This window comes from Nitrosopumilus sp. (assembly GCF_025699255.1).
Taxonomy (GTDB): Archaea; Thermoproteota; Nitrososphaeria; order Nitrososphaerales; family Nitrosopumilaceae; genus Nitrosopumilus.
Genome location: NZ_JAILWA010000003.1, coordinates 136,173 through 158,520, shown reverse-complemented (window position 1 = coordinate 158,520; position 22,348 = coordinate 136,173). Strand labels below are relative to the sequence as shown.

26 protein-coding genes are annotated in these 22,348 nt (G+C 31.1%); 14 read left to right on the top strand and 12 right to left on the bottom strand.

The window, feature by feature from the left end:
• Positions 1-91: 91 nt before the first annotated feature.
• From K5781_RS04750 to K5781_RS04735, 4 genes are read right to left on the bottom strand one after another with little or no spacing between them, the layout of a single operon-like run.
• Positions 92-424, bottom strand: coding sequence for a hypothetical protein (locus K5781_RS04750; protein WP_297441285.1), 333 nt, complete (start codon positions 422-424; stop codon positions 92-94).
• Positions 425-467: 43 nt separating this feature from the next.
• The gene (locus tag K5781_RS04745; protein WP_297441283.1) at positions 468-1,769 is read right to left on the bottom strand and encodes a hypothetical protein; all 1,302 of its coding nucleotides are present in this window, start codon (positions 1,767-1,769) and stop codon (positions 468-470) included.
• The gene (locus tag K5781_RS04740) at positions 1,769-2,437 is read right to left on the bottom strand and encodes an ABC transporter ATP-binding protein (protein WP_297441497.1); all 669 of its coding nucleotides are present in this window, start codon (positions 2,435-2,437) and stop codon (positions 1,769-1,771) included. Before K5781_RS04740 ends, K5781_RS04745 begins: the two co-directional genes overlap by 1 nt.
• A gap of 28 nt (positions 2,438-2,465) precedes the next feature.
• The gene (locus K5781_RS04735; RefSeq protein WP_366847959.1) at positions 2,466-3,623 is read right to left on the bottom strand and encodes an FtsX-like permease family protein; all 1,158 of its coding nucleotides are present in this window, start codon (positions 3,621-3,623) and stop codon (positions 2,466-2,468) included.
• Positions 3,624-3,770: 147 nt separating this feature from the next.
• On the opposite strand from K5781_RS04735, the gene K5781_RS04730 reads away from it, so the two are divergent.
• Both K5781_RS04730 and K5781_RS04725 read left to right on the top strand, forming a co-directional pair.
• Positions 3,771-4,673, top strand: a complete 903-nt coding sequence (locus K5781_RS04730; RefSeq protein ID WP_297441278.1) for an AsnC family transcriptional regulator — start codon at positions 3,771-3,773, stop codon at positions 4,671-4,673.
• A 25-nt stretch (positions 4,674-4,698) separates the two neighbouring features.
• Positions 4,699-5,214: an NUDIX hydrolase gene (locus K5781_RS04725; protein ID WP_297441276.1), complete on the top strand. Its 516-nt coding sequence runs from the start codon at positions 4,699-4,701 to the stop codon at positions 5,212-5,214.
• Here K5781_RS04725 and K5781_RS04720 read toward each other — a convergent pair whose 3' ends face one another.
• Positions 5,215-6,195 (bottom strand): phosphate uptake regulator PhoU, encoded by a 981-nt coding sequence (locus K5781_RS04720; protein WP_297441273.1) that lies wholly within the window; start codon positions 6,193-6,195, stop codon positions 5,215-5,217.
• Positions 6,196-6,260: 65 nt separating this feature from the next.
• On the opposite strand from K5781_RS04720, the gene K5781_RS04715 reads away from it, so the two are divergent.
• The 7 genes from K5781_RS04715 to K5781_RS04685 are packed head-to-tail and all read left to right on the top strand — an operon-like array spanning position 6,261 to position 11,524.
• Complete coding sequence (locus K5781_RS04715; RefSeq protein ID WP_297441271.1) at positions 6,261-7,172, top strand: GHMP kinase; 912 nt, start codon at positions 6,261-6,263, stop codon at positions 7,170-7,172.
• 8 nt (positions 7,173-7,180) lie between these two features.
• Complete coding sequence (locus K5781_RS04710) at positions 7,181-7,945, top strand: 4-phosphopantoate--beta-alanine ligase (RefSeq protein ID WP_297441270.1); 765 nt, start codon at positions 7,181-7,183, stop codon at positions 7,943-7,945.
• The gene (panB, locus tag K5781_RS04705) at positions 7,938-8,777 is read left to right on the top strand and encodes a 3-methyl-2-oxobutanoate hydroxymethyltransferase (RefSeq protein WP_297441268.1); all 840 of its coding nucleotides are present in this window, start codon (positions 7,938-7,940) and stop codon (positions 8,775-8,777) included. The genes K5781_RS04710 and panB overlap by 8 nt, the downstream gene beginning before the upstream one ends.
• On the top strand, positions 8,767-10,020 hold the full coding sequence (gene coaBC / locus K5781_RS04700) for a bifunctional phosphopantothenoylcysteine decarboxylase/phosphopantothenate--cysteine ligase CoaBC (protein WP_297441266.1): 1,254 nt from the start codon (positions 8,767-8,769) through the stop codon (positions 10,018-10,020). The genes panB and coaBC overlap by 11 nt, the downstream gene beginning before the upstream one ends.
• Positions 10,017-10,196, top strand: coding sequence for a hypothetical protein (locus K5781_RS04695; protein WP_297441264.1), 180 nt, complete (start codon positions 10,017-10,019; stop codon positions 10,194-10,196). Before coaBC ends, K5781_RS04695 begins: the two co-directional genes overlap by 4 nt.
• 26 nt (positions 10,197-10,222) lie before the next feature.
• Positions 10,223-11,029, top strand: a complete 807-nt coding sequence (locus K5781_RS04690) for a methyltransferase domain-containing protein (RefSeq protein ID WP_366847957.1) — start codon at positions 10,223-10,225, stop codon at positions 11,027-11,029.
• Between the two features lie 12 nt (positions 11,030-11,041).
• A complete protein-coding gene (locus K5781_RS04685; RefSeq protein WP_297441260.1) occupies positions 11,042-11,524 on the top strand; it encodes a hypothetical protein in 483 nt (160 codons plus the stop codon).
• A 2-nt stretch (positions 11,525-11,526) separates the two neighbouring features.
• Here K5781_RS04685 and K5781_RS04680 read toward each other — a convergent pair whose 3' ends face one another.
• Complete coding sequence (locus K5781_RS04680) at positions 11,527-12,591, bottom strand: Xaa-Pro peptidase family protein (protein WP_297441258.1); 1,065 nt, start codon at positions 12,589-12,591, stop codon at positions 11,527-11,529.
• Between the two features lie 71 nt (positions 12,592-12,662).
• On the opposite strand from K5781_RS04680, the gene K5781_RS04675 reads away from it, so the two are divergent.
• A complete protein-coding gene (locus tag K5781_RS04675; protein WP_297441256.1) occupies positions 12,663-13,676 on the top strand; it encodes a tRNA (5-methylaminomethyl-2-thiouridylate)-methyltransferase in 1,014 nt (337 codons plus the stop codon).
• Between the two features lie 73 nt (positions 13,677-13,749).
• Positions 13,750-14,028, top strand: a complete 279-nt coding sequence (gene sepF, locus K5781_RS04670; protein ID WP_297441254.1) for a cell division protein SepF — start codon at positions 13,750-13,752, stop codon at positions 14,026-14,028.
• On the opposite strand, the gene K5781_RS04665 is transcribed toward sepF, so the two are convergent.
• Both K5781_RS04665 and psmB read right to left on the bottom strand, forming a co-directional pair.
• Positions 14,020-15,960, bottom strand: coding sequence for a beta-CASP ribonuclease aCPSF1 (locus tag K5781_RS04665; RefSeq protein WP_297441253.1), 1,941 nt, complete (start codon positions 15,958-15,960; stop codon positions 14,020-14,022). The genes sepF and K5781_RS04665 overlap by 9 nt on opposite strands.
• Positions 15,961-15,967: 7 nt before the next feature.
• Entirely contained in the window at positions 15,968-16,609 is a 642-nt protein-coding gene (gene psmB, locus K5781_RS04660) for an archaeal proteasome endopeptidase complex subunit beta (protein WP_297441251.1), read from the bottom strand.
• 68 nt (positions 16,610-16,677) lie between these two features.
• Between psmB and K5781_RS04655 the strand changes: the two genes are divergently transcribed.
• Positions 16,678-17,742 carry a sn-glycerol-1-phosphate dehydrogenase gene (locus K5781_RS04655; RefSeq protein ID WP_297441249.1) on the top strand — a complete coding sequence of 355 codons (1,065 nt, stop codon included), beginning with the start codon at positions 16,678-16,680 and terminating at the stop codon, positions 17,740-17,742.
• On the opposite strand, the gene K5781_RS04650 is transcribed toward K5781_RS04655, so the two are convergent.
• The 3 genes from K5781_RS04650 to K5781_RS04640 are packed head-to-tail and all read right to left on the bottom strand — an operon-like array spanning position 17,739 to position 20,207.
• A complete protein-coding gene (locus tag K5781_RS04650; protein ID WP_297441247.1) occupies positions 17,739-18,485 on the bottom strand; it encodes a peptidylprolyl isomerase in 747 nt (248 codons plus the stop codon). The two genes, K5781_RS04655 and K5781_RS04650, sit on opposite strands and share 4 nt — an antisense overlap.
• A 41-nt stretch (positions 18,486-18,526) precedes the next feature.
• Entirely contained in the window at positions 18,527-19,672 is a 1,146-nt protein-coding gene (locus K5781_RS04645) for an alanine--glyoxylate aminotransferase family protein (RefSeq protein WP_297441245.1), read from the bottom strand.
• Positions 19,673-19,712: 40 nt separating this feature from the next.
• Positions 19,713-20,207 carry a nicotinamide-nucleotide adenylyltransferase gene (locus K5781_RS04640; protein WP_297441242.1) on the bottom strand — a complete coding sequence of 165 codons (495 nt, stop codon included), beginning with the start codon at positions 20,205-20,207 and terminating at the stop codon, positions 19,713-19,715.
• A gap of 61 nt (positions 20,208-20,268) precedes the next feature.
• On the opposite strand from K5781_RS04640, the gene rtcA reads away from it, so the two are divergent.
• Positions 20,269-21,291 (top strand): RNA 3'-terminal phosphate cyclase, encoded by a 1,023-nt coding sequence (gene rtcA / locus K5781_RS04635; RefSeq protein WP_297441240.1) that lies wholly within the window; start codon positions 20,269-20,271, stop codon positions 21,289-21,291.
• Here the strand turns inward: rtcA and K5781_RS04630 are convergent.
• Positions 21,271-21,768, bottom strand: coding sequence for a CopD family protein (locus K5781_RS04630; RefSeq protein ID WP_297441238.1), 498 nt, complete (start codon positions 21,766-21,768; stop codon positions 21,271-21,273). The two genes, rtcA and K5781_RS04630, sit on opposite strands and share 21 nt — an antisense overlap.
• Positions 21,769-21,849: 81 nt before the next feature.
• Here K5781_RS04630 and K5781_RS04625 point away from each other — a divergent pair, with 81 nt between their 5' ends.
• Positions 21,850-22,344: a hypothetical protein gene (locus K5781_RS04625; RefSeq protein WP_297441236.1), complete on the top strand. Its 495-nt coding sequence runs from the start codon at positions 21,850-21,852 to the stop codon at positions 22,342-22,344.
• Positions 22,345-22,348 lie beyond the last annotated feature (4 nt).

Genomic DNA, 22,348 nt, shown 5'->3' with positions numbered 1-22,348 from the left:
AGAAATAAGCCCTTTGCCATACCCAATATTACTTCCTTAAGATGTGATATAATTATAATGTAAATTTCCCAAAAATGGAAATTAGTTTTGTTTAGGGATCAGGTTTCATTTGAGACAATTTTGTTATTACTTGTTCTAATTCCGCTTTATTTTCTTTAATCACTTGTTTGATTACTTTGATCTCTTCATTAATTTGATCTAGATGTACATCATCAGAATTTTTGATTTGATATTCTAAATCTTCTAGAACTTTTTGATTATGTTGATTTATTTTTTCTAATTCATTTTTGTATTTCTCTAATTTTTCATATTGGCTAGTAACTTCAGGAATATCCAGATATTTTTCAGAAGTTAAAAAACCTAAAGAAATCACAATACTTCCAATAGATAAAACTGCAATGAGAATGATAATTGTTAATCTCAATTTTACGATCCTAATGTCCTCATTTCAGATTTAAAATTATATCTCAACTAGTCTTAATTTCTACCTTTTTACGCCTACGAATTACATAATATGTTCCAGCTGCTACCAATATGATTGGAACAATTATCATTATAGGATCAATACTATCATCATTATCATTTGATGGTTTACTAACAATGATGGTTTGATCTTGAGTTAAGAAAATCTCATCTCTAGTACTATCTTTGTATCTTACAGTAATAGTAATGTCATGTTCACCATATCTAGGTTCACCTTCAAATTCAATGGGGACATTAAATGGTACAGGTGCGTCAACTTCAATTTCATCAATAAATTGAGTGGATGGTTTGATGTTTGAATTACCAGTAGGCTCAATACTAACAAATCCAAATAATCCATCTTGATTTCCTTCATTGATAATTTCTCCAATTACCATTTGCGTTCCAGACAATTCAATTACATCAACATTGAAAATTGTTAAATCAATTAATCCTTTAATATAAAAATCAACAATTTTTGAAATTTCATGTAAATCTCCATGAGTGTTATAGTATGAAATGGATAATGGGATTCTTAATGTGTCCCCTTTCAATGTTTCAGGAACATATACTGTTGCGGTTAGATATCTAGCTGATTTAGGAGCTATATTTCCAACATCCCAGCTTGATTCTAAAATTACAACATTTTCAACATTAGTAGTTGAGGATGTAGTAGAAGCAAGTTCTGTTTGAGTATTAGTTGCTATAATGTCCACACCAGAAATAGGAGCAGTACCATCGTTTGCAATTTCAATTACTACATCATTTGATTTTAAAGATGTAAGAAAAGGATCCAATGCTTTTACATTGATTACACTATCTCCTGTAACCTTAAAATCAAAATCAGCAAATGCTGTTCTAATCCCAGATTCTCTTAATCTTGAATAATCTACTTTAACTGTTCCAGGATATTGTTGAATTGGTGTATTTTCACCTATGTTTACAAAAAATGTAAGGTAAAAATTATCTCCAGCCAAGGAATTGGAATCACTATCAGCACGAATTATTGAACCTGGACCATCAGATGGTGAAAAACCAAATGGTAATGATAATTGTCCTCTTATTCCAGTAATATCCTGAGTACCGACATTTGCAAACACAACTGTAAATGGAACATTACTATCTCCTGCTTCAACTTCAATTTTTTCATTTATTGTACCAAAGTATGCATCCAAAAATTTTACATCACCAAAGTCTCTTTCAAATGGAGATTGTCCAAATCCTCCAGAAGTTATCTGAGCATAAGAATTACTGAAAATAATTGGCACAAGCCCAATTACAAATAATATTAAAATAATTTTATTCATTATGCAATAATCTCCATTTCTGATGGTTGATCACCTTCAAAGGCTTTGCCATCTTTAATTGTAATAACTCTATCAACTTCTCCAAAATGTTGTCTATCGTGTGTTACAATGATAAATGTTTGATTAAGTTTTTTTGCCATTGATTTCATCAATTGTACTATAGTCTCAGAAGTAACTGAATCAAGATTACCAGTAGGTTCATCTGCTAAAACAATTGATGGTTTATTGATCAATCCTCTTGCTATAGCTACTCTTTGAGCTTGACCACCAGAAATTTTATTTGCACGTTTATCCATTTGATCCTCAAGACCTACTGCTTTTAGTAATTCTATAGCATCTTTCTCAGCTGCACCATCAGTACCAGCAATTTGTCTGGGTAACAAAATATTTTCTAAAACACTAAGATCAGTTAACAGATTTGAGAATTGGAAGATAAATCCTAATTTTTTATTTCTAAAAGAAGAAATTTCATCATCGATGAGAGTTGTGGTATTTGTTCCATCAATGAATATTTGTCCATTTGTGGGACTGTCTAGTAATCCAATCATGTTTAATAAGGTGGATTTTCCAGAGCCAGAACTACCAACAATTAAAACAAATTCTCCTTGTTTAATTGAAAAGGTTACATTATCAAGAGCTTTTACCTGATTATCTCCTTCGCCATAAATTTTGCTGAGATTATTAATTTCAAGTACGTTAGACAGTTCTCATCGCCTCCACTGGTAATAGCTTTGTAGCCCTATACGAAGGATATAGCGATGCAATAATCGCCAGAACGAATGAAGTTAGTGCAGTTTGAATTATTTTTTCCCAGTTGTAAGATACTTCTAATGGGAGGCTGTTATTAAACGACATTTTTGTCTCCTTTGCATATACAGTATAACCTAATCCTGCAGCTGTTCCTACTCCAGCCCCAATTGCACCAATAATCATTCCTTGAAAAATAAAAATTATGAGAATGTCTTTTCTTTTAGCTCCAATTGCTCTCATTACACCAATTTCTCTAGTTTTTCCATTAACCAACATCATCTGAATTGTAACTATTGCAAATGCTGATGACATCATTCCAAAATATCCAATCATGTTAATCATTGCAATACCAGATCTAAAACCTGCAAGTTGTTCCTCTGCAGATTCTTCAATTGTTTCTGCAAGGAAATCATCATTAGGGAAAGAACGCAAGAAAAATTCTTTAACCTCAAATGCTTTTGATGGATCATTTAATTTTACCATAAATGAACCTGTGTCTCCAGGTCTTTTCATCATATCGCGTAATGTATCAATATGTACTACAGCAGTATAATCAAATCCTTGACCTCCGGGTGATTTTGCAATTCCAGAAACAGTAAATCGTCTAATTTGATCTGCACCAAATCTATCAACAACAAGAACTTTGACACTATCTCCAACTTGAGCTCCTCCCAGATCTTCAGCAACATTAGAACCTAAAACAATTGAATTTCTTGAGAAAACATAACTTCCATCTGCAATTGTTTCATGAACTGTTGATGCTCTAATATCACGAAATGGATCAACCCCAACTAGAGGAACCCTAGTTTCTTCAATTAGTTTTCCATTTTTAGTCATATTCATTTCAGCTGTTGATGAAAGCCGCGGAGTAGCCGCTTCAACATAAGGGATCCTCTCAAACCAATTTACAATTGACAAATCAGATTTGTCAATATAATCAGCATCATCAGTTACAAGAATGTCTCCATTTCTATAATCACTGATATCTCTAACAATTGCATCAAATAATCCTTGAAAAATTACGAAGTTTACATGAATCACTAAAATTCCTATAGTTACTGCTAAAACAGCACCAATCAAACTTCCTTTTTTATTAAACAGCATTCTTTTTGCTAGTTTTAATCGATATTCCACAAAAAGATGTAAAATAGTCTAATATTTAATGTCTATGACATATAGTGCTAACAGTATAGACAATTTTATATGATATTAGCTAGTTCTAAACTTTATGGAGTCTCAATAAGTGATATAATGGACAATTTAGATATGCAAATTCTTAACAGACTACTGAATAATTGTAGGGAATCAGATAGGCAAATAGGCATAGAATTGGGAATTTCTGGAGGAGCAGTTAGAGCCAGAATTAGAAAGATGCAAGAAAATAAGATTATTGAAGAATTCCTTGTAAAAGTTGAACCTCCAGTTTTGGGTTATGGAGTTTTGTACTTTGTTGTATCAGGTCAAAATATTTCAGAAATCTTAGAACAAGCAAGTCTTGTGGGTGAACCATATTTTGTAGTTCCATGTGTTGGAGGAATCACAGTTTGTGGAATTTCTGTAAAAGATAATATGAGTCAAAAAATTGAACTTGCAAAAAAATTGATGAAAGATGTTAGAGTTTTAAGTATTTTTGAAGCTGAAAACCCAGGATTCAATGCAAATCTAACAAAAACAGATTTAGAGATTTTAGAAGAGTTGATCAAAGATCCTAGACAAAAAATTGAACAAGTTGCAAAAAATACAAAAATGTCAACTAAAACAATAACGAGATGTCTAGAAAAAATACATAACAATGATGGAATTCAATTTACATTAGTATATAATCCAAAAAAAATTGAGAGTTTTATCCCTCATGTAATTTTAACTTGGATAGAAGGAGATTTAAAAGAAACGTTAGAAACACTAAATGGTTTATTTTCTAATTCATATTTACAAATTCCTTTTATTGCAAAAAATCAGATTGTTTTATTCATGTATAGTGAAAGTATTTTTGAAATGGATGAACTAACACAAAAAGTAAGAAATGTTAAAAATGTAAAATCAGCTGATTTGTTTATTCCAAAAACTATTTCATTTTATACTAAATGGATAGAAAAAGCAATCAATGATTTTAAGAAATCACCTAAATTACATTTATCGTATCAAACAAATTAAATACGAATAATTTTTGATATAATCTATGAAAGAAACTAAAATTTATGAAGGAAAAATTTTAGGTCTTAGTGTTTATGATGGAAAAATAGAAGGAAGAAAAGTTAAACGAGAATATATTAAACATAGGGGAGCTGCTGCAATGCTTGCTTTTGATGAAGATAAAAAAGTCATTCTAGTTAAACAACATAGATATCCACATGGATATATTTTAGAAATTCCTGCTGGAACATTAGAAAAAAAAGAAGAACCAATAAAATGTGCATTTAGAGAGTTAGAAGAAGAAACAGGATATAGAGCAAAAAAAATGACTCCTTTGATAACATATTATCCTTCAATTGGCTATAATGCTGAGGTAATTCATTGTTTTTTAGCCTCAGGATTAAAGAAAATTGCTGATTTGAAATTAGATGAAGATGAGATTTTATCAGTAGTAAAAATTGATTTTAAAAAAGTTCTATCGATGATAAAAACAGGGAAAATTCAGGATTCAAAAACAATTTGTGCAATCTTGACATATGCTGCAAAGAAAAAATTGTATTAGTTATTCACTATAAATGGGCTGAACTAGATCTGCAACATCAGCCCAAGATTGTGCAATTCTTTCAAACATGTATATTAAATCAAGAAAATCTAATGGAATTTGTTTTTTAGATCCTATTGTTGTTCTAAGTAAACTAAGTTTATCTTGATATTGTTTATGCATTGATATAGCTTCAATTGCTAAAAATCTATCAGGTTTTGTAAATGCATCAATAGATTTTTCTGCAAGTTTATTAAAATCTCTAACCACATCATAAATTTTTTGTGAATATTCTTTTGATAAAGAAAAATTAAAAATAAAATTTGATAATTCAACAATCGAATCACCTGCATTCTCAAGTACATTTGCTGCAACTCTATAATCTAAAACATCTATATTTTCTAGATTGAATGCATTAGCTAATCTTTTATCAACAAGAGTACTTCGAATTAATCTTACAAGTAGAAAATATTGTCTGTTTACTTCAACATCACGTTTTGCTAAAGTTTGAAGATTAGATTTGTCATCAGAAATTAGTCCAGTTAATACATCATCATACATTCCTAGTGAAATAGAACTCATTCGTTTGAGAATTTTTGGAGGATTAAGAGTTGTTGCATCCAAAAGAAATTGCATGTTAATATGAGAAGAGTCTTCTTCAATTATTTCCATGCCCACTAATCTTCTCATTGAATTACGAATTTCTTCTCTATCTTTACCAGGAATGACTGATTTGGAATTGATTTCAATTACATCATAACCCAATAAGTAAGCACCAGTAATGTTTGCAACAATATTTTCTTCTTTAGCCAAAGGATAAGAAATTATGAGTTCTTTTGTTGGTCTGATCTCTTTATTTGCGGAAATCGAAATACTATCCTGACCAGTTTCTAGTTCAACTTGACTACTTTTATCAAGATTATTCGCATCGACCCATTCTTTTGGCAAGGATACTAGAATACTACTTCCGATTCTTTGTAGGCGTCTAACAAATTTAGTCAATTTATACTAATTTAATTAATTTAATCCATATTCTTATATTTTGTGTAAAATTTAAACTCAGATCAATGGAGGCAAAAGCATTTTGTCCGGCACATATTACAGGATTTTTTAAAGCCCATTTAGATGATGGACAAAAAAATCTAGAAAATTTAGGTTCGATGGGAGCAGGATTTTCAATCAAACAAGGGGTAACAACTAAAGTAAAAATTCATACAAAAGAAAACCAAAAATCTAATTTTAAAATTAAAACAAATGGATATCAATCTGATAAAACTGATGTTTCTGAATTTGTATTAAATGAATTTTTAAAACTTGGGGAATTTTCAAAATACTTTTTCGAAATTGAACATGAAATATCAATTCCAGTAGGATATGGTTTAGGATCTAGTAGTGCAGTTGCATTATCATTATCATATGCATTAGATCAAGCTCTCCAAACAAACTTAGAGAAAACAATAATTGGAAAAATTGCACATAATGCTGAAGTTAATTGTAAAACAGGACTAGGTGATGTATTAGCATCATATCATGGAGGATTTGAAATACGTGTTAAACCAGGTGCGCCAGGAATTGGTCATGTTGAAAAAATTTTAACAGAAAAAATATCTATTATTATGATTTGTTTTTCTCCAATATCTACAAACAAATTCATCAAAGAGCAATTATCAAAAATAAATGGATTAGGTGGAAAAATGGTAAATAGATTATTGGAATCAAAAGACTATTATCATTTTCAAGATATGTCATTAGAATTTGCTAAATACGTAGATGTAATGACTCCTAGAATGCAGAAGATAGTTAAAGAATTATCAAAAAATGAGATTAAATGTGGAATAGCTCTTTTTGGTGAGACAATTTTTTCAATGATACCACAAAAAGAAGAAAATAAAGTAATGGAAATTTTGAAAAAATATCAAGAAGGGATAATAATTAAATCAGAATTAGATGATGTTGGAGCTAGAGTTCTTAATAATTGATAAAAAATATGTCATTAATTCCTAAATCTCATCCAAGAGCTAAATCATTATTAATTCGTGAAAAACTAGTAGAGGGATTTGATAAAGGACTAGTTGCAAGAGAGGGTCTATTAGCTCAAGGCAGAGGAGAGGCTTTTGACTATCTCTTAGGAGAAAAAACAGGTAAAGCATCTAAACGAGCAATCAAAGCCGCAGCTGCCCAATTATTAGTGGCAAAAATGCCTGTTATCTCAGTTAATGGAAACATTGCAGCATTATGCCCCGAACAAATTGTACTTCTATCTAAGCAGACTAAAGCAAAGCTTGAGGTAAATCTATTCTATACCAACAAAAAAAGAAAAAATGCAATAATTAAAACTCTAAAGAAAAATGGAGCAGAACAAGTTTTAGGCACAAAAAAAACTTCATCTAAAAAACTTTCAGGAATTGATTCAGCAAGAAGAATTGTAGATAAAGATGGAATTTTTGTTGCAGACGTGGTAGTTGTACCATTGGAAGATGGTGATAGAACTATGGCGCTCAGAAATGCAGGAAAAACAGTAATTACATTTGATCTTAATCCACTTTCAAGAACTTCACAAACTGCAAACATTACAATTGTAGATAATGTGACAAGAGCGATTGATTTGTTAATTATTGAAACAAAAAAGCTTTCAAAAAAAAATCAAAAAAGCCTATTAAAAATTATTGATGAATTTGATAATAAGGAAAATCTAAAAGAGAATATTATTCAAATAAAAAATAATTTAACAAGGAGAGCAAAAATTGCATAAAACTGTTCAAGATATAATTGAAATGAAAACAAAAAAGAAGAAAATTTCTGTAATTACAAGTTATGATTACACATTAGCATCTTTGTGTGATAAAGCTGGAATTGATGTTTTGTTAGTTGGAGATAGTGCTGGAATGGTAATGTTGGGTTATGAGAATACAATTCCTGTAACAATGAATCAAATGTGTATGTTTACTGAGGCAGTTAGTAGAGCAAGGAAAGATTCTCTATTAGTATCAGATTTACCTTTTATGTCATATCAAGCAAGTATCGAAGATGCAATAAACAATTCAGGAAAATTAATCAAAGCAGGTGCGGATGCAGTAAAGCTAGAAGGTGGTTCTATAATGGCAGAAACAATTAGTGCAATAGTAGATGTAGGAATTCCTGTTATGGGTCATATAGGATTACAGCCACAAACTACAATGCTTTCAGAAGGATACAAAGTTCAAGGAAAAACAAAAGATTCTGCTTTGAAGTTAATTGAAGATGCCAAAGAGTTAGAAGAAGCAGGAGTTTTCAGCATTGCAATAGAAATGGTTAGCCATGAAGTTGCTCAAATTATTTCTGAAACAGTCAGTGTCCCAGTCATAGGAATAGGCTCAGGAGTAAATTGTGATGGTCAAGTGCTTGTGGTTCAAGATCTACTAGGCATGTATGACAAAATTAAACCAAAATTTGCTAAAAGATACATGAATTTGTCTGAGGATATTGTAAAATCGCTTGAGAATTATCGCATCGATGTGGAATCAAGTAAATTTCCTACAAAAGAAAATTCATTTTCAATGAATCAAGAAGAATTAGAAAAATTAAGGAAAGAAATTGGCAGTTAAGAAGAAAATTCTAAAAAATGATCATCCCTCTTTAGATATAGTAAATTCACATGGAGTAGAATTATCTGGAAAGAAAATTGTACTTTGTATATCTGGTAGTGTTGCAGCATACAAATCAATAGAGCTTGCACGATTACTAATGAGACATGGTGCTGATGTAAAATGTGTAACAAGTAATGCAGTAACAAAATTAATTCAACCAGAATATTTCAAATGGGCTACAGGGAATGAAGTAACTACAAAACTCACAGGAGAACTAGAGCATATTAGATTAGCAGATTATAATCAATCAGATTTAGTAATAGTATATCCTGCAACAGCTAATACATTAGGAAAATTAGCTAATGGAATTGATGATACGCCTGTTTCAACAGTTCTTACAGTGGGATTTGGCTCAAAAATTCCAATTTTGATGTGTTTAGCAATGCATGCATCTATGTATGAAAATGCTGCAGTGAAAAAAAATATTAGTTTTTTAAAAAATAAAATTGAATTTCTTTCCCCTCAAATGATAGAAGGTAAAGCAAAATCTCCTGAACCAGAAGATGTTTTAGAACATGTATTAAAGAAATTTGGATTTTCATCTGTATTAAAAAATAAAAAAGTGTTAATGACTGCAGGGCCTACAATAGAATACGTTGATCCTGTTAGAGTAATAACAAATTTAAGCTCAGGAAAAACTGGAACACTTTTAGCATCTGAATTAATTTCTGCAGGAGCTAAAGTAACATTAGTGTATGGTCCTGCAAATGAAAAACCACCAAAGGGTGCAAAAATCATCAATGTTACTACAGGTAAAGAAATGTTTGATATGACAAAAAAAGAACTAAAGAAAAAATTTGATATTGTAATTATGGCTGCAGCTGCTTCAGACTATACCCCAGAAAAAACATCAAAATCCAAAATAAAAAGTGACAAAAAATCACTTGAAATCAGGCTCAAAAAAGCTCCAAAAATCATTGATCAAGTAAAAAAATTACAAAAAGATGCTGCTCTTCTAATTGGATTCAAGGCTGAAACCGATATGACAAAAAATGCATTAATCAAATCAGCTCAAAAGAAAATAAAAGATTCAGGTGCAGATGTAATTATTGCAAATGATATTGGAAAAAAATATCAAAAAAATCCAAACTATAATCAAGTATTTTTTGTAGATGATAAAAAAATAACTACATCTGGATGGAAAAAGAAAGAAAAAGTTGTTAAATTTATCAGAAAAGAAATTGAAAAAAAAATAAAATGAAAAATTCAGAAATAAAAAAATTAATTTCACAATACAAAGAAACTGTTAAGAAACAAAAAAAGAAAAATTTGAATAGTTTTAGATTATCTGAAAAACTTAAAGAAATTGAACATAGATATTATCATGAAACAGGACGAACATTAAAATCTGATTTGAAAGATTTGAAAAAAGATTGAAACAATCAGATTACAAAAAACGCAACATGGCAATCTGGAATGAGGTTGCTCCCAGATATCATAAAAGATGGGCATCTGAAGATATAGGACCATTTGCAAGTACGAAAAAATTGGTAAATTCAATTGGTATCAAAAAAGGAAACAAAGTGCTTGATGTTGCATGTGGTACTGGTGTTGTAACCAAAAAAATAACACAAAAAGTCGGTAAAACAGGATATGTAGTTGGTGCGGATACATCTGTTACTGCAATAAAAATAGCAAAAAAATGGAATGAAAATAGTTCCAACTTGTTATTTGTAAATGCAGACGCTGAAAATTTCACATTTTCTGAAAAGTTTGATATTATTACATGTCAATACGCATTATTTTTTTTTCCAAATGCCTCAAAAGCTCTTAAAAATATGAGAAAATCTCTCAAAAAATCAGGCAAATTAGGTATGTCAGTACATGGACATAAAGACAAAGTACCATATTTTGGAAATATTCTAGATGCGGTAACTCAATTTATTCCAGAATATGTGCCACCAGGAACTCCAGATTTGGATAGATATGGTACAAAAAAATCATTTAGAGATGAAGTAATAAGGGCAGGATTTTCCAATGTTAAAGTTAAAGATTACACTTTCAAGTACAGTCCAGGTACTTTTGATGATTATTGGAAAAATTATCTAAAATATGTTGCAAAACCCATTAAAGAAAAATTAAATTCATTATCAAAACCTCAAAGAAGGGAACTCAAAGAAATGATTAAAGAAAATACAAAATTACACACAAAAAGAAATGGAATGATTGAATTTCCTTGGGAAGTTTTAATTTTAACAGCAAAATACTAGGAATTAAGAGAAATGGCCAAAGACAAGAAAAAGAAAGAAGAAAAACCAAAAAAAAATGATTTCAAGTCATTTCTAAAGAAAAGAGCTCCAATTTACCTTGCTTTGATCGCAATGTTGGTAGTCTTTGTTATTCCAGAGATAACTAAAGGTACTCTAGAGAAAAGTTTGCCAGAATTATCAGCTGAAGATCAACAAGTAATAGATATTCTGATGAACTATGATGGCCCAAACAATGATGGGCTCACTGTCTTTGAAGCATTAGAGAATAAAATCAATGAAGAGTATCCTGATGAAAAAATTTATGATCATAAAAAAACTACAGTTGATTTAGTTGTAACAAATATAGATTCTGATGAATATAATGTTGTTTTTGATTTTAAATCGCATAAGGGAGAAATAAATTATAACTGGAATGTTAATATAATCTCTAAAGAAATTACTTCAAATAATTCTGAATCAAAATACATTATTGATTTAGTTAATTATTATGATTAGGCTCAAACAGTGACTAAATCTTTAGTGAATTTGTGCATGATTATTGGTCGTTGTTTTACAATCAATGAATCTTCTATTCGTATTCCAAATTTATTTTGGATATAGATTCCAGGTTCAACAGTAATTGCCATGTTTTCCTTTAGTTTCGTTGTGCTTCTGTAAGATATAGTTGGGAGTTCATGAACTTCTAATCCAATTCCATGACCTGTTGAATGAATAAAATATTGTCCAAAATTTTTTTCTTCAATATAGTTTCTGCATGCGGAATCAATATCTTTACAATCAATGTTTGGTTTAACAGTTTTTAGACCAAGCTTTTGAGATTCTTTAACAATTTCATATGCTTCATTAGCTTGAGTAGAGATTTTTCCTAGTGCAAAAGTTCTGGTTGCGTCAGAAACATATCCTTTGTATCTTAAAGTAAGATCAGTAACTACAAGTTCACCTTTTTTGAATTTTCTATTTGTCACTTGAGCATGTGGTAGTGCTCCATTTGGACCTCCAGCAATAATTAATGGATTTAATGTAGATTTGTAACCTGTATCAAACATTTCTTGCTCCATTGCATATGTCATTAGAATTGTTTGTAATTCAGACTCTTTTTGACCTATTTTCATCTTTTTTGAACAAATTTCAAACATTTCATCAATGATTCTTGAAGCTTTTTTGAGAATTCTAATTTCTTTCTCATCTTTGATAATACGAGCATTGTAAAATGGTTCAGTTGTAGATTTGATTTTTGGGATTGATTTTTTTAATGACATCATTACTGAATAGTTTTGGCAATCAGTACAAACAGAATTTTTTTTTATTTTCTTAACTAATGATGTAATTAGACCTTCTCCTCTTTCAGCTGTAATTACATCACAATCTTCAGATTCTTCTCTTGCTCTTCCGACTTCAAGTTCAGGTGCAATAATAGTAGTTTTCCCATTTTTTTCTAGTAATCCTATTGCCTCGCCCCAAAATCCAGTCATGTAAAAGAGATTTTCAGGCTCAAATGTTACCAGAGTATCACAATCAATCTTTTGAGCAAATTTGAGAAGATTTCTTCTTCGCTGTCTCATACAGAAACATCTCTATTTCTCAATTTATGTATGATGTAAAGTTTGTATATGGAAAATAGAGTTAGATCGCTGTGACTGAAGAGAAAGAAAAAAAGAAAGTTGTTGCTTTGTTATCAGGAGGGTTAGATAGTCAGCTTGCAGTAAGAATGATGCAAGAACAAGGTTTTGATGTTTCTGCTGTTGCAATTAAAACTCCATTTTGTGATTTTGATTGTGGTAGAGGATGTGGTTTTGAAATTAGAGAAAGAGCAGATGATCTTAATGTGAATTTAAAGACAGTTTATCTTGGTGATGAATACATTGAGATGTTGAAAAATCCTAAACACGGAATTGGTGCTGGATTTAATCCGTGTGTTGATTGTAGAACTATGATGTTTGATGCTGCAAAAAAACACATGGAAGAAATTGGTGCAGAATTTATTATTTCAGGAGAAGTATTAGGTCAACGTCCTATGAGTCAACATGCACCATCATTACATATCATTGAAAATGAATCAGACTTGAAAGGAAAAATTGTTAGACCATTATCTGCTGGATTGTTACCACCATCAGATGCGGAAAAAGAGGGTTTGATCAAAAGAGAAAATCTTGGAATGATTAGAGGAAGACAAAGAAAAATTCAGATGAAAATGGCTAAAGAATACGGAATTGAAAATCCACCAAATGCAGGAGGAGGTTGTTTGTTAACTGAACCACAGTTTGGAATTAAAGCTAAAGATTTGTTTGATCATGTTGAAACTCCAACAATAAATGAAATTGATTTGCTAAAAATTGGTAGACATTTTAGATTAGATGAAAAAACTAAATTTGTAGTTGGAAGAAACAAAGATGAAAATGAAATGATCAAAGCTTTAGCATTACCAGGAGATATTTTACTTGAAGCTAGAGATTATGTAGGTCCAGTCTCAATTTTACGTGGTGATAATGCAAAATATCATATAGAATTTGCATCATCAGTTACTCTAAGATATTCAGATGCACCAAAAACTGAAAGCAGTATTGTTTCTGTTAAAAATGGTGATTCAACACAAGAAGTTAGTACAAAATGTGCAGAAGAACAGTCCTACATTAAATTTAGAATGTAGGCGTGAAATTTTTAAAAAATTAGTTAAAACTAAGGAAGAGTTTTTGAGGAAGTAGATCTCATTTTCAACAAGGATGCAAAAACAAGAAAATCCCACATATTTGAAAGCTATAACCATTAGAGACATCAGTGATGTTCATTCTATCAAAGAAGATATCAAAAAAGATATGATTTTGATTCTTAGAGTTACACCACTAGCACAAAAAGATGTAGAACAACTACGCAAAGTGGTTGAAGAGTTGTATTCTATTGCAAAGGCAGAAGATGCAGAAATTGCAAGACTGGGTGAAGAAAGAATTATTGTTGCTCCTGCTAGTATAAAGATCTGGAAACCAGAATACGATTTAAAATAATTTGATTGCTTCTTGAACTTGTGGATAATGTGCAGGTACCTTATACATTCGTCTAATATTCATTGCAAGGTTTTCTGATTTCTTTCGTTCTCCGTGATTAACTAATACACGGCGAAGCTTTGGTCTTAATCTTTGAACAAATGACATTAATTGATTATAATCACTATGTCCACTGAAGCCATCTAGTTTTTCAACACCACAATTAATTGAAACAACTTCTACTTTACCTTCTTTGCCCAACATAGTAGCTTGTTTTGAACCATCTAGAACTCTTCGTCCTAAAGTTCCATTGACTTGATATGAAACAAACAATACTTTGTTCTTTTTATCAGGTGCAATATTTTTAAAATATTCCAATACAGGCCCACCTTCCAACATTCCAGATGTAGCCAAGATAATACATGGTGAATCGTCTCTCATAGGTTCTTCTCTAGCATCCGCATGTTCAATGTTGGTAAAGTATTCAGAATCAAATGGGTTATCATCAGTCTCTAGAATCTTTTGTTTTAACTCTCTTGCAAGATACTCAGGATATGATTCATGTATTGCTGATGCTTCAGATATCATACCTTCTGTAAATACAGGAGCTTCAATCATTTCTCCTGATTTCATGTAATGATCAATTACCATCATAATTTCTTGTGCACGACCAACTGCAGGTATTGGAATCAAAACTTTTCCTCCATCTGCTAATGTGTTGTTTACCGCATTAATGAAAGAAGATTCAACTTCTTGTCGAGTTGGTTGGATATCTTCTTTAAGACCATATGTACTTTCTATCAATAATGTTTCTACTCTTGGGAAATTCCAACTAGCAGCTTCAAACAAAATACTTTTTCCAAATTTAATATCACCAGAATAAACAAAGTTATGATCACCATTTCCAATATGAAAATGACATAATGCAGAACCAAGGATGTGGCCTGCATTTGCAAGTACAAGTTTTATGTCTGGAGAAATATCAGTTACTGTTCCATATGGCAAAGTGATTGTTTGTCTCATGATTTGTTTAACATCTCTTTCAGAATAGATTGGTGTTCTACCTTGAGCAGATGCAACTTTGATGGCATCTAATTGGATTAAATTCATCATTGGAAGTGTTGGTTCGGTACAATAGATTGGACCTTTGTATCCATATTTACATAATGTAGGTAAGAATCCGGTATGATCTAAGTGTGCATGTCCAATTACAACTGCATCAAGTTCATCTAAAGTAATATTCAGTGAATCTAATCTTGGAAATGCATCCATGGGAGAACGAGCACCAGGATTTATTCCGCAATCAATTAGGATTTTACTTTCAGGAGTAGCCAATAATAATGAAGAACGTCCTACCTGACCAAATCCCCCTAATGTGTAAAGGGATACTTCTGTTCTTTGAGATAGTCTAGGTCTGAAAATTTCATCACCAACTTGTTTGAGTTGTTTACTTCGTTCAGAAGATGCTTGTTTCAGGGTAGCATTAATTGTTTGAATAGTACGTGATGGTATTGTGGTAGCTTTTCTTACGCGTAATCTCCATCCAATTTTTTCAGTAACTTCAGCATGATTGAACTCTTTTGCATCTCTTTGTAATAACCAAGGCCTTTTTGCTTCAACAGATACTTCACCAGTTGCAGTATCAAAGATAGTTCCTTGAAGATTTGCTTCTTTTGGAACACATTCTGCTAAAATTTTTCTAGCTTCTTCTTCAGGTTTTCTTATTGATTCATCAGTTCTAACAACTATTCTTTTTTTGATAATGTTGACAAGATTAGAAATAGTATCATTGTGTTCCATCAAATAACGTGGAGAATTTGTATAAAGAGCAATTCTTGGTCCTTCATACTCAATTTTTGTTACACTTGCTTCTTTTGGTATACTTTGCAGTATGGTTGCCATTATATTCTGGCTACTAGGAGGTAATTCTTTTTCTTGATATTTTCTTTGCATTAAATCACTAAAGTTCGATGACGGCTTTCTTTTGTTCATCGGTTAATAGACGGAAACCGTCTTTGTCCATAATTGCGATGTTAATTCCATCGCCTGTACCAATGTTTCTAACTATTGCGGCTTTAACAGCTCTGAGAGCTATTTGTTTTGCCTCTTCAACTGTAAGGTCTTCCCTATATTCTTCTTCTAGTAAACCATAAGCTACTGGAGAACCGCTACCAGTTGTAACATATGATTTTTCTTCAACTGAACCAAACATATCTACATTAAACAATGAAGGACCACTAGAATCGTATCCACCAAGCAATATGTCAGCCATGAAGGGATATCCTCTATTTTGGTGAAATATCAATGAACATAATCTTGCAAGAGAATGAATTGAAATTCCATCTTGTTTTTCAACTCTATGAAGATTAGAATGATAGCGTAAAATATCTACAATATTTTGTGCATCAGCAACACCACCTGCCAATGTTAATCCTGCATGTAAATCGATTTGTTGAATTTTCATAGTATTGTTATTTGCAATAAAATAACCTGCACTGGCTCTCATATCAGCACATAATACGACACCATCTTTAGCCTTAATACCTACAGTGGTAGTCCCATGCAAAATTTTTTCTTCAACATTATTCGACAAAAAATACACCTATGATTATAAAATAAGTGGCATCTCACCCTTTTAAATAACTTTTTGATCCCTTGAAATCATAAATAATGACAAAAAATCAGGATCGCATGCAATCACACACAATGGAATTACCAAGACAAATTGTTGTAGGTGAAAAAAATATCAATGAATTTGCAGGATTTCTTCAAAGTTTGACTAAACCTAAGAAAGTATCATTAATTTCAGGAATTCATGTTAAGAAAATTCTCAAAGAGAAAATTGAAAAATCATTGAAAAATAAAAAAATTAAATTTGCTTGGCATACATCAAAAGATAATCAGTTTATCAATCTTAAAAAAATTCAAGTTGATGTAAAAAAAGATCATAGCGATATAATTGCAGGGATAGGAGGCGGTCGTTCTGTGGATGCAGCAAAGATGGTTGCTTTTAATTTAGAAATTCCATTTGTTAGTGTGCCTACAGCAGCATCACATGATGGAATAGCTAGTCCATTTGTTTCAATAAAAAGCGATAAACCACATTCAATTGTTGCTACTGCACCTCTTGGTGTTTTTGTAGATATAGATATCATAAAAAAAGCACCATCAAGATTACTTGCAAGTGGATGTGGGGATTTAGTGGCAAATATCAGTGCAGTTAAAGATTGGAAATTAGGTCGAGATAAAACTGGGGAATATTATGGAAGATATTCAGCGAATTTAGCAATAATGAGTGCAGAAATAGTAATGGAAAAATCTAGTCAATATGCTAAGAAAGGTCTAGATGCTAGAGTAATAGTTGAAGCTCTAATTAGTGCAGGAGTTGCATCATGTATTGCTGGAAGTAGTAGACCATGTTCTGGTGCTGAACATCTTTTTTCACATGCACTAGATAAGATTGCTCCAGGTAAAGGACTCCATGGTGAAAAATGTGGTTTAGGTGCAATAATGATTACAAAACTGCAAGGACAAAATTGGAAAGAGATTGTAAAAACATTGAAAAATGTCGGAGCTCCAACTAGCGCAAAACAAATTGGTTTGAACGAAGATCAAGTGATTGATGCATTAATGATTGCACAAGATTTGAGACCAGAAAGATATACAATTCTGAAAGAAATTGAGATGACAGAAAGAAGAGCTAAAAATCTTGCTAAAAGCACTAATGTAATTTAAGCAGTTTTTTGTTCAGGAGTTTTTTCTTTTGTTTCAGGTTTCTTTTCTTGAGATTGTTTGTTGATATGTGTTTCAACAAAACTAACTTTTTCTAATGCAGGAACAAATTTGAATATATCAAGTTGGATAAAGTGTTTCATTATTTGTAATCCATCTGCTCGCAAAATTTCTTCAGGAATTGTAATATTTACTTCCTTATCCTTCAAATCAAATGAAATTTTTGAATCCTCAACAGGTAATCTATTTTTTAGAATTCCATCTACTTTATCACTTGGAGAATCTAACGATTTAATTACATTAACATCAAATAGGATTGTTTTTCCAGCGTATCTGTGGTTGTAATCCACTTGAACTCTACCAGAACCTATAAAACGAATTATTCCTCTTTTATTGTCAACTTCAATTGTGTCTCCTACTGATACTTTTTCAGCATCTTCACCTAATTTTCTTATAGGAATCATTCTTACTTTACCAGAATCTCTTTCACCAAAACCTTTGTCAGGTGTTACTTCTACTGTAAGTTTATCACCAACAGATGTTTTTGCAAGAGCTTCATCAAGTCCTTTTAGAACAGGATAAGAAACTTCGCCAATAGAAACTAGTTTTGGTTGATATTTGACATTTTGTTCATGGATAGAATGTTTTTTTGCATCTTCTTCAATTGTGGTATCAAAAATTTCTTCAGTATCTTTTACTTTTGCAGTATAATCAACTAGAATTAATGATCCTTTAGCAAATGTCAATGTGATCGGTCTCGAATTTCCTTATATTAAGTTAACAGGGTTTAGAGAGTTTTTAGTTTTTCTTCTGCAGTTTTGAGTCCTGCTTGAGCATCAATATCATATCCCATCATTGCCAGTGTAGATGAAATTGCAGAAATAGTTCTCATTACATGGTATGGACTAACTTCTCCCATACATCCAACTCTGAACACTTTGCCTTTAAGATTACCAAATCCTCCAGCAACTAAGACTTTGAATTTATTAGCTAATGTACTTCTGAAAGTTTTGTCTTCCAGTCCATCCAAATAATTTAATGCAACAATAGAGATTGAACGATCTTCTTCTTTAGCAAATGGAGAAAGTCCCATTGCACTTAGTCCAGAGTATAATGCATCTGAACATACCTTGTGACGATTAAAGACATTTTGTAATCCTTCTTCCAACATTACTGATAGTGCTTCTCTATATGCATAAAGTAACGGTAATGCAGGAGTGAAAGGAGTATGTTTTTCCTCATCATAATATTTGAAATAACGTGCCAAATTGAAATACATTGTAGGTGGTGGATTCTCAATCATGTATTTTTTGGCTTTTGCACTAACTGAAATTGGGGAAATTCCTGGTGGAGCAGCGATTGCTTTTTGTGCACCAGTCATACAAACATCAATATTCCATTTATCAACAGGTAACTGAGCGCCTCCAAGAAGTGAAACTGAATCTACAACATAGAATGCATCATTTCTTGATGTCAAATCAGATACTTTGTCAAGATAATTTACCATTGTTCCAGTTGAAGTTTCATTGTGAACAACATAGAATGCTTTAACATCCTTATTGTTATCAAATGCTTCTTTAACCTGATCAAAAGTTGCATTTTGGCCGGGTGGAGTTTCAAGTTTTACAACATTAGCTCCTTGACCTTCAATTAATTGTGATAATCTATTACTAAACTCTCCATTTACAGGAATGATGACTTTGTCACCTTTTTTAACTACATTAACAACACCAGCTTCCACAGCACCAGTTCCAGATGCAGATAATGCTACAATGTCATTTTGTGTTTCAAATACTTGTTGAGTTTTTGCGACAACATCAGTGTATAATTCAACAAAATCATCACTTCTGTGATTAATAATTGGTGCAAGCATTGCTCTCATTACTCTGTTAGGTACATTCGTTGGACCTGGAAGCATTGAAAGATATTCCATGTGTTATCTACCAGCAATGTATAATGGGGTTTATTTATAATTAGAGATTTTTCAAATGATCTTTAGCATTAGTGTTTTTCAAAAAATTTCTAGTCCCATTAGGAACAAGATCTTCCCATTTCTGATCGCTAATTATGAGATCTCGGATATTTGTTCCTGACAATGATCCCCTATTTAGAAATGGAATAGATACAACTTGGACATTTCTTTTAGAATACAGATGTTTTGTCAAATCATCATTTGAAAAAATTATATCAAATTTTGGGACAATAGTATCTATTTTTTCAATCCATTTCATATGATTATCTAAATCAGGTATAAAGTAAATAGAAATTTTGTCTTTCATTGAATCATCAATAGATGAAAGGATCATTTCCTTTCGTTGTTCTGCAGTAAACGGATTGTTTTTTTCAATTGGTTTATTTGAACTTCCCAAACCTACCCATAATTTATCAACTTTGGATAATGCGAATCGTAAAGCTTCAAGATGACCGAGATGAAAAGGTTGGAATCTACCTATTAACAAACCATTCATACAATTTATAGAAAATTTCTTTTTAAAAAACTATCATAAAGAGTAAATATTTGAACAAAATGTGGAATTTCTAAAAATCAATGGTGCTTATGGAGAAGGAGGAGGACAAATTATTCGCTCAGCTATTACACTTTCATGCATTACAAAAAAACCAATTCATTTAGAAAACATTAGAAAAAATAGAAAAATTCCAGGTTTACGTCCACAACATCTTACTGCAATTTCAATTCTTCAAAAAATTACAAATGCAAAAGTAATTGGTGCAGAAATAGGTTCAACAGAATTAAAATTTACTCCAGATGAGATCAAAGATTTAGATTTAGTTGAAGATGTTGGAACTGCAGGAAGTATTCCATTAATTTTACAAGTTATAATTCCTGTAATGGCTATTTCTCAAAATCATCTTAATTTAGAAATTAAAGGAGGCACTGATGTACTTTGGAGTCCATCTATTGATTATACTCAACATGTACTAAAAGAAGCATATTCCAGAATGGGAATTAACTTTTCACTAGAACTATGTAAACGAGGTTATTATCCTAAAGGAGGAGGGAAAATAAAATTACAAACAACAAAATCAGAAATTAAATCAATAGCATTTTCTAAAAGAAAAACAAAAAAAGTAGAATTAATTTGTTCATTTTCAAAATTACCAAATAAAGAAATTCAGAAAAAAATTAATGAAATAAAAATAAAACTTTCAAATAAAAATTTCATAGTCAATGTAAAAGTAGAATCAGAAGAAGCAATTGATTCAGGAGCAACATTATTGATTTTTAGTGTGGATGAAAATTCAATAATAGGAATTGATGGACTTTATAATAAAAAAACACAAGAATTTGATCTAGATATAGATAGATTTGTTCAAAGTTATTCAATTGATGATAATTTAGCAGACATGCTTGTAGTTCCAGCAAGTTTGGGTACAGGAAAAACAATTTTTCAGGTAAAAGAAATTACAAAACATTTAGAGACAAATTTGTTTGTAACATCAAAAATTACTGGTTGCAAATATGGAATTGGAAAAACTAATTATGGATTTGATATCATAATTGAAGGAATCTCAAACACCAGCATCAAGTAAGGATGCAAAAAATAGAATAGATACTGATAAAACTACTGTAATTTCTCCAAGAATGATAATTTTTTTTCTTAGTTTTTGTATTTCATGTTCTGGCATTTGATTAGACATAATTTTTTCTTCAATATCTTTACGAATTACTCTGACATGAATTGCATATGTAATAATTAATGCAATTACCAGAATTATTTTTATAATTAGATATGTTCCATAGCTTGTAGATACTAAAAGATCTGGTTTACTAAGTAATACATGTGAAGTATACAAACCTGTTACCATTAAAATAATCAATGAAGGAACAGCAATTTTGTTAAAGCGTCTACCAACACGAATCATTATTTGCATTCGTTCTTCTATAGAATTTGTCATGGTTTTCAAAAGTGGAGAAAAAACAATTCCAATGAACAAAGAACCACCAACCCAAATTGCTGCAGCAACAAGATGAATCCAAGTAATAATAGCTTGTTCGATTGCACTCATAATTTAGAATATTTTAAATCAAATATTATGTATTTGGATCTTGACAACCTTTTTTAGTTGTACGAATCTGAAATCAATGAAATGGCTCTTCAAAGTAAGATGACTGTATATATTGCAGTGGCCGGAGTTTTTGCCTTAATGGGAGGAATTGTTTTCTATGCTAGTTTAGATAATGATGAACTAGATCAAATTGAAATTGAATTAACTAATGTTGAATTAACAGATGTAAACAATGTGAATGATCAAGCAAAATTTGAAGTTACATTTCTAGTAAAGAATCCAAGTGATAAAACATTAACAGTATCTCAAATTGATTTTCAACTCTATGCTGATAACAAATTATTAGGTTCAGGATTGTACTCTACAGCAGATATTGCATTACCTGGAAGAGCTTTATTTTATTCTGGAGCAGAGATTCCATTAAAAAATACGTTTATTCTGAGTAAATCTGAAATTAATTCAGAGATTTACGAGGATGCGATAAATGAAAGATTTTCTAGTTTTTCTGCTGAAGGAACTATTATTACTCAAACATCTTGGAGCGAATCTGAAAAAGATTTCAAAACAGGATATTAATTGA

What these genes read in the sequence shown, in the direction of transcription:
- K5781_RS04745 (WP_297441283.1), bottom strand. Translation starts at nt 1,769, where the DNA reads ATGAATAAAATTATTTTAATATTATTTGTAATTGGGCTTGTGCCAATT.
- K5781_RS04735 (WP_366847959.1), bottom strand. Translation starts at nt 3,623, where the DNA reads ATGCTGTTTAATAAAAAAGGAAGTTTGATTGGTGCTGTTTTAGCAGTA.
- K5781_RS04730 (WP_297441278.1), top strand. Translation starts at nt 3,771, where the DNA reads ATGGACAATTTAGATATGCAAATTCTTAACAGACTACTGAATAATTGT.
- K5781_RS04725 (WP_297441276.1), top strand. Translation starts at nt 4,699, where the DNA reads ATGAAAGAAACTAAAATTTATGAAGGAAAAATTTTAGGTCTTAGTGTT.
- K5781_RS04715 (WP_297441271.1), top strand. Translation starts at nt 6,261, where the DNA reads ATGGAGGCAAAAGCATTTTGTCCGGCACATATTACAGGATTTTTTAAA.
- K5781_RS04710 (WP_297441270.1), top strand. Translation starts at nt 7,181, where the DNA reads ATGTCATTAATTCCTAAATCTCATCCAAGAGCTAAATCATTATTAATT.
- K5781_RS04695 (WP_297441264.1), top strand. Translation starts at nt 10,017, where the DNA reads ATGAAAAATTCAGAAATAAAAAAATTAATTTCACAATACAAAGAAACT.
- K5781_RS04690 (WP_366847957.1), top strand. Translation starts at nt 10,223, where the DNA reads ATGGCAATCTGGAATGAGGTTGCTCCCAGATATCATAAAAGATGGGCA.
- K5781_RS04685 (WP_297441260.1), top strand. Translation starts at nt 11,042, where the DNA reads ATGGCCAAAGACAAGAAAAAGAAAGAAGAAAAACCAAAAAAAAATGAT.
- K5781_RS04680 (WP_297441258.1), bottom strand. Translation starts at nt 12,591, where the DNA reads ATGAGACAGCGAAGAAGAAATCTTCTCAAATTTGCTCAAAAGATTGAT.
- sepF (WP_297441254.1), top strand. Translation starts at nt 13,750, where the DNA reads ATGCAAAAACAAGAAAATCCCACATATTTGAAAGCTATAACCATTAGA.
- K5781_RS04665 (WP_297441253.1), bottom strand. Translation starts at nt 15,960, where the DNA reads ATGCAAAGAAAATATCAAGAAAAAGAATTACCTCCTAGTAGCCAGAAT.
- K5781_RS04655 (WP_297441249.1), top strand. Translation starts at nt 16,678, where the DNA reads ATGACAAAAAATCAGGATCGCATGCAATCACACACAATGGAATTACCA.
- K5781_RS04645 (WP_297441245.1), bottom strand. Translation starts at nt 19,672, where the DNA reads ATGGAATATCTTTCAATGCTTCCAGGTCCAACGAATGTACCTAACAGA.
- K5781_RS04640 (WP_297441242.1), bottom strand. Translation starts at nt 20,207, where the DNA reads ATGAATGGTTTGTTAATAGGTAGATTCCAACCTTTTCATCTCGGTCAT.
- K5781_RS04630 (WP_297441238.1), bottom strand. Translation starts at nt 21,768, where the DNA reads ATGAGTGCAATCGAACAAGCTATTATTACTTGGATTCATCTTGTTGCT.
- K5781_RS04625 (WP_297441236.1), top strand. Translation starts at nt 21,850, where the DNA reads ATGGCTCTTCAAAGTAAGATGACTGTATATATTGCAGTGGCCGGAGTT.